Consider the following 15,765-nt stretch of genomic DNA (forward strand, 5'->3'; position numbering starts at 1 on the left):
CAAGCCTTGCATTTTGATAAATCATGGAATTTATCCTTCTAGCTTACGTTCATGTATCAAGGCCTCCACCGCTTCCGCGTCGGATGGCACGTCCACAGAGATGCTCGGGTAAGAACTTTCTACAATGCGTATGGGGCGTAGGCCCAAGATGCGCATCTGCTCGAGCGAGCGCTCCAGTTCCACCGGGGACTGCGGCAAGGAGGAGAATTCATCGCGGGAGCGCCTGGAATAGGCGTAAATCCCTTGATGCTGGAACCAGCGCAGAGCCTCCTCCGGGGGAACTACGCGGGTGAAATCGACGGCAAGGCCATCCTGGACCTTGACTTTCACGACCGTCTTGAGCCCGGCCTCCGCCGGATTGAGCGGGCAGGCCACCGTCACCCAGCAGTCCGGGTGCGCGGCAAGGTCTTGTGCCACCGCACGGAGCACGGCAGGCTCCACCAGGGGTTCGTCCCCCTGGAGGTTCACCACCAGGTCGAGATTCAAAATACGGGCCGCCTCGGCCACGCGGTCAGACCCCGTGGCGGCAGGGCCGGTCATGACGGCGCGGAACCCGGCGGCGGTAACGACACGGGCAATCTCTTCACTGTCCGTAGCGCAGACAATGCTTTCGAAACAGCCGGCAAGCGCAGCTCGTTCCAGCGTCCGGACAATCATTTCCTTGCCGCACAGTCTAAAAAGGGGCTTCCCAGGAAACCGAGAAGACCCCATACGTGCGGGTACGATGCAGTGAACTGCAGTCATAAAATCAATAAGGGCGCAAAGGCCGTGCTTTAGCCGCCGATAACCTTCGGAATGGCGAAATGGTCGTTTTCGACAGCGGGGGCGTTCGCGAATGCCTGGTCCAGGGAGAATCCCTGCACGGGGACATCTTCGCGGAGGATGGTGGCGCCGTTGTCCACGGCGGTCATCGGTTCAACGTTGGACAGATCGAGAGCCTTCAGGGCTTCCATGTGGTCGAGCATCTTGTCCAAGTGCCCCTTCACGGAATCGATATCGCCGTCGGCGACTTCGAGCCTCGAAAGCTTCGCCAGTTTCAAAACATCTTCACGTTCGAGCATAATTCCTCGTTAGTTACAAGAACAAGATAGCAAATTATCCGACGATTTCCAGGGAAACGTACTTCAAAATAATCGTCCTTACGGCATTATCGCCGTTGAAGCGCACGTCCACGCGGGCATTGTCGCCAGTCCCGCTGCAACGGACAATCGTACCCACTCCATACTTGAAATGGCGTACGCGCACTCCCGGATGATACGGATTCTCGCTATACTCGTCGTACACGATGCGCGGGCCGCTCGGGACAGCGGGCTTGGGGGGCGTAACCTTGATGGGATTGCGGTAGACAATGCGCTGGTCGTTCTTGCGTATGGACGGCGGCACCGAAGCGGGACGGCTGAAACCACCAGAACGGGGTCCCATCTGCGGAGGCTTGTTATAACGCAATCCGGAAGAAGATATGTAGGTATCGTTCGAGCGCGTATCGATGCACGGCGTGAACTCCACCACCGACGGGTCGAGTTCCTTGAGGAACCGCGACGGGGCGAACGGGCGGATAGTCCCCTGGAAGAAACGGCGTTCCGCATGGTACAGATAAAGTTTTTTTTCGGCGCGGGTACAGCCCACGTAGAACAGGCGGCGTTCTTCTTCCAGCTGTTCACGGCCTTCCTTGGGCGAAAGCATCGACGTTTCGCGAATGAGCGGGAAAATGCCGTCATCACAGCCGGCGATATGCACGGTATTGAATTCCAGGCCCTTCGCCATGTGGATGGTCATGAGCGTCACCGCCCCCTTGGAATCGTCGACCTTCTTGTCGGCATCGGTCAAGAGCGAGATATCTTGCAAGAAGGCGTCCAGGGTCGCATCCTGGTGATCTTCGTCGAATTCACGGATGGCGTTCACCATTTCGTCGATGTTCGCGATGCGCTCGTCGGCAGTGAGTTCGTCATCCTTGCGCAAGAATTCCTTATAGCCCGTATCGGCGATAATCCGCTCGGCAAGAATCGGGAGCGGAGTCTCGCCCGCCTTCAGCAATTCTTTCCACGACTGGATCAAGTCGGTAAATACCTTGAGTTTCGGGGCAGCACGGCCCGCACCGTTCGCCTCGGCCAAAAGCACTTGCCAGAAATTGCCTTCGCCGTTACGGACTCGAGAAAGGACCGTCTCGACGGATGTCTTGCCGATAGCCCTGGGCGGCGTATTGATGACGCGCAGGTGGGCAGCATCGTCTTTTTCGTTGGCGAGCAGACGTAAGTAAGAGAGGATGTCCTTGATTTCCTTGCGGTCCCAGAATCGGGTGCCACCGAAAATGACCGAAGGTATGCGCACGTCGTTAAGCGCCTTTTCAATCACGCGGGACTGTGCGTTGGTACGGTAAAAGATTGCCGTCTTCGCGTAATTATCGACACCCGCATTACGAATGAATTCCGCTATCTGCTGGGCTTCGGTACGGTCGTCCATCATGTGGCGCACGCGGATCGGGTCGCCCGCCTCTTCTTTCGAGAAGACCTTCTTCTCCATTTCGGCGGGGCGGATGTTATGCGCAATCACGGAGCCCGCGCCCTTCACGATATTGCTCGTGGAGCGGTAGTTGCGTTCTAGCTTTACAATCGTCACCGGGGCAAAGTCGCGATGGAAGTTGCGGATAATCTTGATGTTCGCACCACGCCAGCCGTAAATGCTCTGGTCGTCGTCGCCCACCACCGTCACGTTATTGTCTTCGTTGATCAGCAACTTCAACAGTTCGTACTGCACATCGTTCGTGTCCTGGTATTCGTCCACGACAACATACCGGAAGCGGGACGCCAGCTGCTCGGCCAGTTTCGGTACCTTCTGCAGCATGAGCACCGTATTGAAAAGCAAATCGTCGAAGTCCATCGCGTTCGATTCACGCAAACGCTTCTGGTATTCAGCGTAGTAGCGGGCACGGCGTTCTTCATCGGCGAATTCGGCCCTGGCCATCGCCACTTCGGGAGTCTGCAACACCGCGGAACCATGTTCGTAGAGTACCGTATTCTTGTAACGCGAAATCGCCCCGTGTACGCGCTTGATTTCGGCGGCATCGCAATCGTCGCCCAGGTCTTCCTTGAGAATCTGCTTCAGCAGGCGTTTCTGGTCGTCATCGTCGTAAATCGAGAAATTGCCATCGTACCACTGTCCGCCAAATTCCCTGAGCACGAAGTCCCTGTTGAGGCACATCTTGAGCATGCGCAGACACACGGAATGGAACGTTCCCATCCATGCGAAACGCATCGGCGTATCGAGCAAAGTCTGGATACGCCCCGTCATCTCGCGGGCGGCCTTGTTCGTGAACGTCACCGCGAGAATCCTGTCGGGTTCAACGCCATAACACGAGACCAGGTGGGCAATCTTGTAAGTGATTGCACGGGTCTTTCCCGAACCGGCACCCGCCAGAATCAGCATGGGGCCATCAATTTTCTTTGCAGCGGCAGACTGTTCCGGATTCAATTCCCGGTCAAGGACACCAGCATCGACGATATTCGCCATTTATTGCTCCGAATCTTCTACGCAACGGATTGCAGAATGAATTGCATCAAGCGAGGACTTTATGAACACAAGGCTATCCTTGGTCGCATCCGCATGGACCATAAGGTTGCTGCCGTCCTGAAGATCCGACGCCCACAAGTACGCCGATTCCCCGTAATGCACGTGTTCGCCCTTCGAAGCGATATAGCCCATCATCTGAAGGGAGAAACCGAACTGGTCGTAAGGATACATCTTCCAATTCAATTCTGTCTTAACATACTTGCGAGAAGTCAAGGACATGACCAAATTCGTATCGAGTCCATACTTTTCTGCAAAACGGCCCAATGCCTGCCATTCGTCCACGGAGGGAACATGGTAGCCCTTGGGGCAGATATCGTCCATCAGCGCGACTTTTCCCTTGTACAGCGTGACAGAAGTATCCGGCGTCCGCGAAGCCCTGAAAATGCTGCCCGCAAGCGCCGCGGTGGTGAGCGTATCGTAGTAATCCAGGTTCTCGGCCATCCAGCGCTGATCTCCCAGGCCCACCGTACGGTACGTTTTCCCGTCACGGGTATCGACCAGCGTATTTTCTTCGTCGGTCCCCGATTCTACAGTCCACGTTCCCTGATCGCAGGTAAACGTCGTCTTGCCCACCGTGAAGGATTGCTTTTCTGTCGATGCGACACAGGCCAGGTTGAAAGCGTTTTCACGGCTGTTGAATTTTCTGGGCTTGGAATTTTCGCAGACATAGTTGCTGTCCGGATTTATAATGCCCTTGAACACCTCGCCCGCTTTCTCGCAGACATGCAGAACCGTATCACAGTCGACATACCGGGGCAGGGGTTCGCTCCACGAACTACCGCCACAGTAGTAGCACTTACGGCCGCTGGACATGTAAAGGTCCTTCGTCCCTTCGTAACAGGCCGTTTTCAGGCCGACATCCAGCTGGTCAGCACGTTTCCAGAATCCGATGTACTTGAAATATTCATCTGTGCAATATGGTGCCTTGATAATTTCACCCATCTCGCCGGCCGGGAGCGTATCGATGTACATCTGCATCGGCATATGGCAGTTGAACTTGGTCATCATAATCCAATGGGTCGAATCGCAGAAATACTGGTAGCTATCCGAAGAATCCTTAGAATAGAAAGGCTTTTTCACCACTCCATAGTTATCGCGACCGCAATCCCCGAAGTTCATCTTGGTTTCGTTGATTGTCTTCAGGTATTCCTTCGCCTTGCCGATCAGGGCCGTGTACTTCCAGCTCTTCACATGGGCTTCCAGCTTAAAGCAGTCATTGTCATCCAGTTTCCCGTGGGCGGTACGCCAGTACTCGCCGAAATAGGAATCGGCCAGGATAAGCTCCTTGAAGTTTTCCCGGTCATACGCTTGGGTGAATTCGTAAACGGGCGACATGGTTTCGACACCCAGCAAATAGAAGTTCCCTTCAATGTTTTGCACCAGGTTCATCTGTTCGAACCGCAGACTTACCGAATCCATCAGGAACAGTCCGCGAAGATCATCGTAAGCCTTCTTCCTGGCCTGTTCAACGTCCATCCCGTTACGGACGAGCCCCAAGATAGTCATAGTCTGCAGCGTGGTAAGGCTATTCAAATTCGCATCGGTTCCCTGACGCAAATCGAGCAACGCATCGACATAGGTGGGCTCATAGCGGTCATCTTCATAGCACAGCGGAATCGTAGGCGCGCTTGTCGAAACAAGTACGTGCGGCGAAGAGAACTTCACATCACGTACGACATAATGCCCCGAAGAATCCACGACACCCGTATACTTGACCCCCGTCTTGTTCAAGGCACTGTCCAGTTCCTCTACCAAGACCGGAGAACCGACCTTGGGCATGCCCCTGCTGATAAAGCCGGAGAGATCGAAGACGCTGTCTTTGGGCCACTTGGCCATTTCCGTAGAGTCCTGGCTAGAAGAACTCGGCTTTTCCAAATCGGAAGAGGACGTTTCCGAAGAAGAAGACAACAGGGAAGATGAATTTTCCGAAATATCGGTAAAATCCTCGCCATCGACATATGTTCCGTTAGAACACGACTGAGCCATAAACGGGACAAGCCCCGCTACAGCCAAGAACAAAAACAGATTTTTCGATGTCATTCAGATAAATCCCCCTATAAAAGCACTCCTGCAAATATAGAATTTATCTGCGTCAATCTTGTGTCAAAAACTAATCGTCGGCAGCGGATGCGCCCACGGCCTGTTCGAGCGTGGTGTGACCATCCAGGGCCTTCTGGATACCGTCCATACGCAGCGTAATCATGCCGCATTCCTTCATGGCGGCACGCTTGATGACGTCGCCCGAAGAACGCTTGATGATGAGGTTACGCACCGTCTCGTTCGGCACCAGGAATTCGTAGATACCGCAACGGCCCTTGTAACCGGAACCGTCGCACTTTTCACAGCCTCGGCCGTGATAGAACTGCATTTCAGGAGACAGGTGGAGCTCGTCGCGCATGGCCTGCGAGATTTCCACAGGTTCCTTGCAGTACTTGCAGATTCGGCGCACAAGACGCTGGGCAAGCACGCCCTTGATAGCGGTAGACACAAGGAACGGTTCCAGGCCCATTTCCAACAGACGGGGGAATGCACCGGCAGCATCGTTTGTATGCAACGTACTGAAGACCAAGTGACCCGTCAAGGCGGCTTCGATAGCCATGGACGATGTCTCCTGGTCACGCATTTCACCGATCATGATGACGTCCGGGTCCTGACGGAGCAAGGCACGGATGCCCGCGGCGAAGGTAAAGCCCGCCGCATTGTTAATTTGTCCTTGGTTAACGCCGTCGATATTCAATTCGACCGGGTCTTCCATGGTAGAAATGTTAATCGTACTGTCAAGAATTTCACGAATAGAAGCGTAAAGCGTGGTAGACTTACCGGAACCCGTCGGACCGGTCACCAGCACAATGCCGTTAGGAGCGTTAATCGCGTCGATGAACTGTTTGAGAACGCGCGGGTCGAAGCCCATGTCCTTCAGCGGGAACTGACCCGAGTTCGGGTCCAAGATACGCATAACGATCTTTTCGCAAACGCCGCGCTTACGCAAAGAAATCGGGAACGAGCTCACACGAAGGTCGACTTCGGCACCCTTGTAACGCACGGTAAAGCGGCCGTCCAAAGGCTTACGCTTTTCGGCGATGTCCATCTTGGAAAGGAGCTTGATACGCGAAAGGATTTGCGGCATAAGGCGCGCCGGAATAGGCGGTTGCACCTGCAGGTCACCGTCAATGCGGTAGCGGAGCTTGAGGAACGTCTCCTGCGGCTCCAGGTGAATATCGGAAGCATGGCGGGCAATGGCTTCGTGGATAAGCGTCGTCACGATCTTCACGACCGCGCGGCCTTCTTCGTCGCTCAGTTCGGGCTCGTCATTACCGCCCTGACCGCGTTCGACGGTCTCGAGTTCCTCGCCGTCCTTGGTCTCGCTAATCAATTCGGCAAGGGATTCTTCCTGAGAGCCGTGGCCGGCAAACACGCGTTCGATGGCCTTCTGCACGTCGGAATCGGACGCCATCACCACGTCCACTTCCATCTTGACCTTGAACTTCACGATGTTGATGACACGCATGTTGGTGGGGTCGGTCATCGCGAGCGTCAAGGATTCGCGGATTATCCTGCGATCGTCTTCGGACTTGGAGACAAACAGCGGCACCACCTTGTACGCCTTGCAAAGGTCTTCGGGCAGGTAGGTGTACGCTTCCGGGTCGATCGCAAAACTGTCGAGTTTTACATAGGGGACTTCGAACTGCCTCGAGAGAATTTCAATAAGGCGTTCTTCGGGCATGAATCCCAAATCCACCAGAGTACGGCCAAGGCGCTTGCCCGTATTCTTCTGCGTTTCAAGGGCCTGTTCCAGCTGTTCGCGGGTGATGTACTTCTGCGCGAGGAGCATCTCGCCGATACGCATCTTGGTCGCAGACTGCATCTGCACACCCAAAATGCTCGTGAGGGTATCTTCGCTGACCATTCCCAAACGGATGAGAATCTTGGCCAAGGCCATTCCCGTACGCTTGTGTTCCGATACGGCGTGGTTCAACTGGTCTTCGTCCAGAACACCCTGGCGAAGCAGCAACTCCCCTAAATTCATTTTTGTATTCGATATCATAAATGCGACCAAGCCTGCGCGTTAACTGAAACTTTTTCTCCGTCCGGACGGGCCATGAACACACCGGCGCCTTCGCTAACCGAGCCTATCCTGGTGACGTCCCCGGGGACACTATCTAACTGAAATATATCATTTTTGAAAGAAACAGAACACAAAAGTCCGTATTCCTCCCCGCCATTCATGGCGAAATCAAGCGGATTTAGGCCATACCGCCGTGACATGCGGCACACTTCCGCATCGACGGGGAGCAAATCCTCCTGGATTTCGATTTTTACGCCCGACGAGAGCGCCAAATGGTTCAGTTCCGAGGAAACCCCGTCGCTTATGTCCATGCAAGCCCCGTCCACGCCAGCGCGAACCAGGCGCTCGCCCATGCTTTCGTCGATTTCGGGACAGAGGTGGAACCGCACAAGTTCGGGGAATTCCGGCGCGTCTTCCGGGCGGTTCATGAGCAGCCACAGGCCGGCAGCCGACTTGCCGAGCGTGCCCGTCACGTAAAGGGAATCCCCCGGCTTCGCGCTACTGCGGAGGAGCGGAGTCGCGGCCACCTGTTCGCCCAGGAGTGTCGTGGAGAACATGCCCACCTCGCCCGCAACCGTATCGCCGCCAATCAGCGTAATACCGCGCTTCGCAAAGCCTTCCGATACCGCCTTCGCCACGCGGTCGCGCACTTCTGCGCTCCAGCTCTTGTTCACGCACAGGCCAAACAGCGCAAGGCGCGGGCGGCCTCCCATGGAAGAGATGTCCGAGACGTTCGAGACGATATGCTTTTCCACCGCCTGCTCCGGCGAAGACCAGTCGAGGCGGAAATGGGTCCCTTCCACGGAGAGGTCCTTGGTCACGAGCCACCCGTCAAAGATGGCACAGTCGTCACCGACGGGGAGCCACCCCCTAAACTGGGGAGAACGTTCGGTCAGGGCGACGCGATTTTCGAGGATTTTCGAGACAAGATTGAATTCGCCGAGGTTTGGAAACATGTCTAGAATGTAGCAATTTATCCGGCCGAAAAAACATCTTGGCGATTTTCTGTGGATAAGTCGGTTACAAGTTTGTCATAGAGAAGAAAATGCAAAAATAGGTCATTTTGTTTATCCACAAATCGCCCTAAATAACCTATTTTTACGCCCGTGGGACACATATTCTTCATAACGCCGTCATCGCCAGGCAGCCTGGACAAGATGAGTCAATGGACTCTCCGCTGGCTGTTGCAGAACGACATGGCCGACGACGCCACGATGTACACCTGCAATTCCATCGAAGACGCGCAGGACATTCTGGAAACCGCCCTCATCGAAGGCGAGTCTCCCGCGCTCATCGTATTCGACCACGCCGACAGGGCCAAGGACGTAAACCTCAAGTTCAGCAAGAAACTGCACGAGGCGATTCCTGAATCCTGGATTGTGGAAATTGTCCCCGACGACATGCCCGTCGAAAAGAGCGACGGGAGCCTATACTGGATCCGCCGCCCCGCCGACGAGGACGAGTGGAACGAGACGCTGGAACAGGTTCTGCTCCGTACGCCGACCCCGCAGTGGGCAGAAACATGATCAAGGGCGTTAGCTATTTCGGAGTGCGCTCGCCAAAGCATGCGCTTGCCGACATGGCCGACATCAAGGCCGCAGGATTCAACGCGGTGCTCCACACCTGGAGCGAAGAAGACCAGCAATATTACTTTGACACCATGAAGGAAATCGTGGACCGCTCCGCAGAGCTCGGTCTGACAGTCTACGTGAACCCGTGGGGTGTAGGCCGTGTGTTTGGCGGCGAGGCGTATTCGGAACTCACCGCACGCAACCACGACTTGTGCCAGGTGGCGCTAGACGGCAAGCCCAAGGTGGCCGCCTGCCCGAACCATCCGGAGTTCCGCGCCTACATGCACAAGTGGATTGAATCCGTTTGTGCGACCAAAGTAAGCACGATTTTCTGGGACGAACCGCATTTTTATTTTGAGAAGGGCGGACTCCAGAACTGGAGTTGCCGCTGCGAGAAATGCCAGGTCAAATTCCGCAAGCAATTCGGGTACAACATGCCCGCAGAACTTACGGACGACGTGAAGAAATTCCGCGAGGATTCGCTCATCGACTTCTTGAAGGAAATGACCGAGGATGTGCACGCCCGCGGCAAGCGCAACTGCGTTTGCATGCTGCCGCCGTGGTTCCCCGCAGGTCTTGACGACTGGGGCCGCGTTGCAAGCCTTGAAAGCGTAGACGAAGTGGCAAGCGACCCGTACTGGGAACGTGGCGCCACCGAAGAATGGGTGCGCGAAAAATACGCCGAGACAGCTCGCAAGCTGACAGAAGTTGCCGCCAAGTACGGCAAGGCCGTGCAGATGTGGGTGAAGGCCTACCAGATCGAGGCGGGCCGCGAGAACGACTTGGCCATCGCCGTCGAAGAAAGTCGCGCCGCAGGTATCGACAACATCTTTGCATGGAGCTACCGCGGCACAGAAACGCACAGCTGGCTAAAAAGCGACAACCCGGACGAAGTCGCCCGGGTGTTCAGAACTGCCGTGTCATCCTGAGCAAGATGCCGCTAGGCATCGCGTCGAAGGATCCATCACCTCATCACGCGTATCGTCGCAGAACCTGCGCGGGATTTTGCGATGAACGTGCCGCCGGTTTTCACGAGAGCTTTCGCGCTGGCGCGGAGTTCCTGCATTCCAGAGGCTCGCACCTTTCCCAGATAGTTGCCGTTCATGTCGAAGATGCTGTAATTTTCGGCTCCGGCTGCGTGCGATAGCGCGGGTTTGATAAAGTCAGAGCATCCGTCAACGCAAACGATTTCGTCTTCTCCGAACACAAAGTAATCCACGTCCATCCAGGAACCGGTCACCGTAAAGCGCAATATGTGTTCGCCCGCAGGGAGGTTCACCGTCGCCCGCACCTTGTTGTAGTCGTCGTAGTTGTCCTCGCCTTCGTTTTTCGGGACAGAGATTACTTCCGTGATGTTCTTGCCGTCGAGCGACATCTGGAAGCCTGAAGTCTCGTTTGCGGATGCGACCGACGCGTAGAAGGAATATTCGCCCGCATCCTTCACGTTCACGGTGTATTCGAGCCATTCGCCTTCCTGGTTGTAGCCCACGATGTAGCCCGTCGCCTTCTTGTAAATGTCGACGCCCGTACCTTCGCGGTAATTGCTACCGCCATGGTCTTCGGAATCGTTTTCCTTGTAGGAGTCGTTGCCCGAGCCGACACCCGGAATGTCGAAGTCTTCCGCCTCAATCTTGCCCGGAATTTCAAACGGCTTGTCCTTGAACGGCTTTTGCGGTTCGGGAACCACCGGAGCGCGGTTCACCGCCTTGAGCATTTGTTCCGCATAACGCTTGCCAAATGTCACGTAGGCATCGTGACCGAAGTGGTAGCGGTCCACGCCATTGCCGCCAAGGCCCTCGGACGACGCGTAGTAAGTATTGTCCATCGTGTTCGGGAGTTTCGACACGCGGTCGGAATAGCAGCAGCCCGAACGCAGGAGCTCGCCCGCCACGAACGGCACCGTATCGGAACTCATGTCGAGCGCCTTGAGGATATCGTCGCGGGTCTTCTTCACGATTTTCGGCCAGTCCGGGTAGCCGCCGTCGGTTTCGCCCTGATGGAAGATGAAACCCTTGATGACGCCCACCTGTTGCGCCTTCTTCGCGATATCGATAATCGTCTTGGTGACGTTGCCGTCGCTCGCGTATTCCTTCGCGTAGTTCTTGAGCCAATCCTCCGCCGTAGAGAGGTAACTCGCATATTGGTCCTGGTCGAACAGCTTGATGCTTGCGCCACCCACCGCGACCGGGATAATCCCGATGGTCACGTCCGGCATGCTGTCGGCCATCGTGCGCCCGAACCAGTCGGCAATCGAAATCGTGTTGCCGCAGTTAAAGAGCGAAGGCACCGCCGGGTAGACCTCGCCGATGGTGTTGCGCCCCTTACCCGAGCACTTTTGCGTCGCAAAAATCTTGAAACGCGGGTTTTCGACCTTGTCTGCGTTCTCGGCGTTCGCCGTACCGCCCATGTTGGACTGGCCGTACGCGATGTAGATGTGGAAATTCGGGTCCGGAGCGGCACCAGCAGGCGCGGTTCCGAACGCAAGAAAGCCCGCGGCGAAACACGCCACGGACGTAAACCGGGTGAGTTGTTTAAAAAATCCCATACATACTCCTTTCAAACAACATTCTAAATCTACCCTCCAAAACGCGAAAAATGCGCCCGGAGCGCCCTTGTTTTATAGACAGATTGTCCATGCGTAGACAAGGGAGGGCTCTGCCCTCAAATAAAAAGCCCCGTCGCATGGACGAGGCGAAAGGGAGATGCCCGCCTTCGCGGGCATGACAAAACGACGAACGAGCGGTCTTATTTCGCGCGTTCGAGGTAAGAACCGTCGCGGGTGTCCACGCGGATCTTGGTGTTGTTCTCGATGAACAGCGGAATCATCACCTTGGCGCCGGTTTCAACGGTGCATTCGCGGAGAACGTTACCGCTGGTGTTGCCCTGCACAGCCGGAGGAGCGTCGATGATCATGAGGTCAACGAAGGTCGGCGGAATCACTTCGATAGGCAGGGTATCGCCGCTCTTCGGGTCCTTCCACCAGGTGACTTCGACGGTAGCGCCGTCAAGCAGCCACACTTCGCAGCCGTTGAGGTGATCCTTCGAGATTTCTTCGGTTTCCTGATTTTCGTTGTTCAAGAAGTACCAAGTAGCACCGTCGTTGTAGAGGTACGTCATTTCGGTGTAGGTCACTTCGGCTTCTTCGACCGTGTCGCCGCTCTTCCAGGTGCGTTCGAGCGTGCGGCCCGTCACCAGGTTCTTGATGCGGACGCGGTTAAAGGCCTGGCCCTTACCCGGCTTCACAAACTGGTTTTCGATGATTTCGTACGGCTGGCCGTCGACCATAATTTTTAACTTCTTGCGGAATTCGTTGGTGCTTACAGTACCCATATTATCCTCTTGTTGATTTTGATTCTAAATTTAGCAATATAATGGAAAGCCCCGTAACCGCATTCACGCAAATTTCTGACTTTTTGGAGTATCTCGGCGACGATTTTACCGCAAACGAAGCCGTCGCCGGCACCATCGCGGGGCTAGACCGCAACCCAAAGTTCCCGTTCCTGTGTTCGCGCCACTACGCCGACCTTATCAAGAAGGCAAGCGAGCCAGCGGCACTGCTGCGCGAAATCCTACCGACAACGGAAGAACTTGCAAGCGTCCCCGGGTTCGTGGACGATCCCGTAGGAGACCTGCCCGCGGGCAAGGCGGAAAGCATCATCCAGAAATACGACCGGCGCGCCCTGATAGTCTCGACCGCCACCTGCGGTGCCCGTTGCCGCTTCTGTTTCCGCAAGAACTACCCGTTCCGGAGTGTCCCGGACATCGCTCTCGAAGTCGGCAGCTGGCTCGACACGCACAGCGACATCTGGGAGGTAATCCTTTCGGGAGGCGACCCGCTGACGCTCGGCCCAGGGGCCTTCCGCGACCTCGTGGAAGCCATCGCCATGCACGGCTCGGTGACGACGCTGCGCATCCATACGAGGACCCCGGTCATGCGGCCTGACCTCGTGATGCAACATTTCGAGCTTTTACGCGAACTGCCCGCCCGCTTTGACTGCGTGCTGGTATCGCACGTGGACCACCCCGACGAACTTGACGGCGAATCGCAGATGGTTTTTGCACAGCTCAAGTATTCCGGCTGGACTCTTTTGAACCAGGGCGTGCTGCTAAAAGGCGTGAACGACAGTGCCGCGACACTCGAAAAACTGTGCCGCGGGCTCTTTACGCAAGGCGTCCTCCCCTACTACCTGCACCAGCTGGACCACGCGAACGGCGTTGCCCATTTTGAAGTAAACGACGACGAAGCCCGCAGGCTCATCGCCGAAATCCGGACTAGACTGCCCGGTTACCTTGTCCCGAAACTCGTGCGCGAAATCGCGGGCGAAAAGAGCAAGACACCTTTATAGCGCCTTCGGCGCAGTTACTAGTTAATAGTTACTCCTCTTCCTCCGGCTCGGTCTTTACGCAGCGGAGCGAGAATCCGCGTTTCTTCTGGTTGTATTGAGTCGTATAGAAGCCCATGGCCGTTTGGCGGTAATCAAAATACGCATACTTCGCCCCTGTAGCCGTTTTCGCTTCATCGGAAGTCCAGAAGTTTGCAAAATAGCCGTCATCGTCGAATTCTGTCTGGCTATAGTCATCATACGGATCTGCAAATGCTCCGTAATAGGCCCCCGTCGGAATCACCGAGAATCCATAGGGGTCCGTCGACACCTTCACACTCGAATAGGTCGTCCAGCCCTTCGATGACTTCAGGAGCCCCGAAGCCCCATCCACCTTGTAGACGTAATTGCCCAGCTTATACCATTCCGTAGAATCTGGGACATGCCAGCCATCGGGACAGATGCCCTGATGCGGCTTTTTAACTTCTTCGGCGGCAGATGTCGTCAAGTATGAAGACGACAAGTCCATGGCCGCCGTCCACGTATAGAGCCTTCCGCCCATATTGCAGTTCTTATCGACATTCTTATAGCACCAGGCGTTTCCGACCAGGTTGTCATTATCCTTACTATAGTAGTTCAGGTTTTCGGCCATCCAGGTCTGGGTGCCGATAACGACCGTCCTGTATTCCTTCCCGTCGCGGGTATCCTTGAACTTGCCGTATTCCACCTCGCTATTCATGTAGTGTTCTGTCGGATAATCGTAAAGGGTCGCAGGGCGCCAGTAGCCTTTACCGCCATCGCATATATAGGTGGAAGTGGAGGACTCGGGCTTCATGAATTCGCCCGACTTCTTGGCCGTGCACGAGGCCTGATAAAGCTTCTCGGTCGAAAGCATAAGGCGCCACTGACCATCTTCGCAGACATAGTAATTGCCCAGGTTAGCGCTGTTGCCGTCCTTCAACTGGACAAACTCGCCATCCTTTTTGTCGGTACAAGCGCCAAATCCATAGGCTTCACCTACGAAGAGGCTTATATACTGTTCGAAATCGGGAACCGGTTTCTGGATTTCTTCGAGCATCTGGCGAATGCCGGAGGTTCCATAGTTATAGGACATAATCCAGTCGGCCATGGCGACACGGGTCTTTTCGCTATTGTCCCACGTACCGTCCTCTTCGATGTTGTCGGCAATGCTCGTGAGGCGGCTCAAGAGGTCGGATTCCGAAAGGTCTCCCAGCAAAAGAATCGATGCCGCAAGCAACTTGGCGTCATCCTCGGTCGTCCCGAAAATGGACAGGGTTTCGAAGGAATGGTTCGCCCCGCCAAAACTGAACGCCTTCATGATTTCCTGTTCCGCGGCAGCCTTTGCCGCAGGCACATTCTTGTACTTGCCGCTCTGGGTAAACAGATACACGACACGCTTGTGAATCAAGTGCATCAGAACGTTGATGTTCACGCTTTCACGGTCCTTCAAATCGACAATGCCGCGCAACGTTATGGTCCCGGTAGAATTCTTGAAAAAGTTTTCGTTGTAGTAACTACCGCTGACTTGCAACTGCGCATACTGATTCGAAAGCGTCACCTTGGGAGAAGTAAAGCCGCCCTTGTCATCGGTCACTTCCCATTCGAAGTTCGTACCCGTAAGGTCAAGCTCTTCGTCGAGTTCGGACAGCCTGACGGTACTCCCGGCCAGGAAGGGGCCCTTTTCGGCAACGCCCTTAAAAGTCTGCTTGCTGATGGCAACCGTCTTTACCGTTTCTCCGGCACCATTCACGCTGGAACTCGATTCAGAAACCTTGCTCGAGCTGGACTTCGCGGAACTGCTCGACTTGTCGCCAGAGTCAGCGGAGCCGCCCTTCGAAGAAGAACTGCCCTTGGACGAAGACGAGTTGTCCTTGGAATCCGCAGAACCGCCTTTTGATGAAGAGGACTTGTCCTTGGAATCCGAAGAACCTTTCTTTGACGACGAAGATTCCGGTTCGCCAATGTCTTCCCACTTTTCCTTGTGGCACAAGAAATTGTGCTCTTCGTCTTCGACGAAGATAATATCGCCGTCCCTATCGGAATTACAGGAACCCAGATCGTAAATCGATTCTACGCTGGAGCCATCCGCAGGGTAACTGTCGGACGTAACGATGTTATCAGAAGAGGAGTCTCCGCTGCACCCTCCCAAAAGCACAGCAAGGGAAATCGGCAACAGGGCATAAAGGTTCTTTTTCATATGGACCTCGATTTATTTGTA

Annotated in this window: 12 protein-coding genes; 3 read left to right on the forward strand and 9 right to left on the reverse strand. The window is 55.2% G+C overall.

Translation table 11 applies throughout. From position 1 onward, the window contains the following. Positions 1–30 precede the first annotated feature (30 nt). From B3M32_RS05580 to thiL, 6 genes are all read right to left on the reverse strand, one after another. Positions 31–744 (reverse strand): 3-deoxy-manno-octulosonate cytidylyltransferase, encoded by a 714-nt coding sequence (locus B3M32_RS05580; protein ID WP_290744099.1) that lies wholly within the window; start codon positions 742–744, stop codon positions 31–33. A gap of 29 nt (positions 745–773) precedes the next feature. Continuing rightward, positions 774–1,061, reverse strand: a complete 288-nt coding sequence (gene gatC / locus B3M32_RS05585) for an Asp-tRNA(Asn)/Glu-tRNA(Gln) amidotransferase subunit GatC (protein ID WP_290744100.1) — start codon at positions 1,059–1,061, stop codon at positions 774–776. A 34-nt stretch (positions 1,062–1,095) separates the two neighbouring features. Further along, positions 1,096–3,507 carry an ATP-dependent helicase gene (locus B3M32_RS05590; RefSeq protein ID WP_290744101.1) on the reverse strand — a complete coding sequence of 804 codons (2,412 nt, stop codon included), beginning with the start codon at positions 3,505–3,507 and terminating at the stop codon, positions 1,096–1,098. After that, positions 3,508–5,607 carry an FISUMP domain-containing protein gene (locus B3M32_RS05595; protein WP_290744102.1) on the reverse strand — a complete coding sequence of 700 codons (2,100 nt, stop codon included), beginning with the start codon at positions 5,605–5,607 and terminating at the stop codon, positions 3,508–3,510. It lies immediately after the preceding gene. A gap of 70 nt (positions 5,608–5,677) precedes the next feature. Next, positions 5,678–7,594, reverse strand: coding sequence for a GspE/PulE family protein (locus B3M32_RS05600; RefSeq protein ID WP_290744103.1), 1,917 nt, complete (start codon positions 7,592–7,594; stop codon positions 5,678–5,680). 14 nt (positions 7,595–7,608) lie between these two features. Next, positions 7,609–8,589, reverse strand: a complete 981-nt coding sequence (gene thiL / locus B3M32_RS05605) for a thiamine-phosphate kinase (RefSeq protein WP_290744104.1) — start codon at positions 8,587–8,589, stop codon at positions 7,609–7,611. A gap of 150 nt (positions 8,590–8,739) precedes the next feature. On the opposite strand from thiL, the gene B3M32_RS05610 reads away from it, so the two are divergent. Next, complete coding sequence (locus B3M32_RS05610; protein ID WP_173799400.1) at positions 8,740–9,159, forward strand: hypothetical protein; 420 nt, start codon at positions 8,740–8,742, stop codon at positions 9,157–9,159. Next, positions 9,096–10,133 (forward strand): hypothetical protein, encoded by a 1,038-nt coding sequence (locus B3M32_RS05615; RefSeq protein ID WP_290744105.1) that lies wholly within the window; start codon positions 9,096–9,098, stop codon positions 10,131–10,133. Before B3M32_RS05610 ends, B3M32_RS05615 begins: the two co-directional genes overlap by 64 nt. A 35-nt stretch (positions 10,134–10,168) precedes the next feature. On the opposite strand, the gene B3M32_RS05620 is transcribed toward B3M32_RS05615, so the two are convergent. Next, the gene (locus B3M32_RS05620) at positions 10,169–11,749 is read right to left on the reverse strand and encodes a carbohydrate-binding protein (RefSeq protein WP_290744106.1); all 1,581 of its coding nucleotides are present in this window, start codon (positions 11,747–11,749) and stop codon (positions 10,169–10,171) included. 200 nt (positions 11,750–11,949) lie between these two features. Beyond that, on the reverse strand, positions 11,950–12,534 hold the full coding sequence (gene efp / locus B3M32_RS05625; protein WP_290744107.1) for an elongation factor P: 585 nt from the start codon (positions 12,532–12,534) through the stop codon (positions 11,950–11,952). Positions 12,535–12,575: 41 nt separating this feature from the next. Between efp and B3M32_RS05630 the strand changes: the two genes are divergently transcribed. Continuing rightward, entirely contained in the window at positions 12,576–13,550 is a 975-nt protein-coding gene (locus B3M32_RS05630) for a KamA family radical SAM protein (protein ID WP_290744108.1), read from the forward strand. Between the two features lie 28 nt (positions 13,551–13,578). Here B3M32_RS05630 and B3M32_RS05635 read toward each other — a convergent pair whose 3' ends face one another. Next, positions 13,579–15,744, reverse strand: a complete 2,166-nt coding sequence (locus B3M32_RS05635) for a fibrobacter succinogenes major paralogous domain-containing protein (protein ID WP_290744110.1) — start codon at positions 15,742–15,744, stop codon at positions 13,579–13,581. Positions 15,745–15,765 lie beyond the last annotated feature (21 nt).

It is taken from the genome of Fibrobacter sp. UBA4309 (assembly GCF_002395745.1).
In the GTDB taxonomy this organism is placed as follows: Bacteria; Fibrobacterota; Fibrobacteria; order Fibrobacterales; family Fibrobacteraceae; genus Fibrobacter.